Origin of the sequence: Bradyrhizobium sp. AS23.2 (genome assembly GCF_001908185.1) — a bacterium.
Lineage (GTDB): Bacteria > Pseudomonadota > Alphaproteobacteria > Rhizobiales > Xanthobacteraceae > Bradyrhizobium.
Genome location: NZ_LGHM01000427.1, coordinates 1 through 834 on the forward strand (window position 1 = coordinate 1; position 834 = coordinate 834).

Annotated in this window: 1 protein-coding gene; it reads right to left on the bottom strand. The window is 58.4% G+C overall.

Going from position 1 to position 834, the window contains the following annotated elements; translation table 11 throughout:
• A partial coding sequence (locus AC630_RS46610; RefSeq protein ID WP_208867136.1) for a hypothetical protein occupies nt 1-756 on the bottom strand: 756 nt, incomplete at its 3' end.
• Nucleotides 757-834 lie beyond the last annotated feature (78 nt).

Consider the following 834-nt stretch of genomic DNA (forward strand, 5'->3'; position numbering starts at 1 on the left):
CGTCGGGCGGTCTCGAATGCCGATCGACCGCACCCGGCGGACAAAAATCTCGCCATAAGCTCGATCGCGGTCCCTGATTAAGTAACGAGGGATTTGCTCCCAGCCACAGGCTTCCGTGAGCTGATTGGCGAGCCATTCGGCCGTCGGGTGCGCGGTCACTCCAAAACACAGGATCTGCCGCCGGCCATGGTCTATGATCAGCAAGCCATAGAGTAGTCGGAACGAGATTGTCGGCACGACGAAGAGGTCCATTGCGACAATGCCATCCGCATGGTTGCGAAGGAACGTCTTCCAGCCCTGCGCGGGAGGGCCCCTCCTCCGCGCCATATACTTGGCGACGCTGGTCTGGCTGATCTCGATGCCGAGCTTGAGAAGCTCTCCGTGGATTCTCGGCGCTCCCCACAACGGGTTGGCGATGCTCATCTCGCGGATCAGCCGGCGAATCTCCAACAGTACAGTTGGTCGGCCGCAGTGGTTCCGCGATTTCCAGCGCCAATACGACCTGAAACCGGCACGGTGCCAATGGATGACGGTATCGGGCTTCACAATCGTCAGCGCCTTGATGGTATTAGGCACCAAACGATACAGCCCAACAAAGATCAGGCGATCCATGGCACTGAAGGCCACTCTCTTCGGCACATGCCGTCGCTGGATGTTAAGTTGATGACGAAGGATCAGGATCTCAGCTTCCAACGAGACCCGCGACCGGAACAATAAGACCAGCACCGACCAGACCAGGCTGTAAGCTTCTCTCATGAGACAGAAGCATTGCGCAATTCGGCCTCACGGGCCAGCTGGATTAGGTTTCCGGCAGGGACAGCTGACTGCAACTCG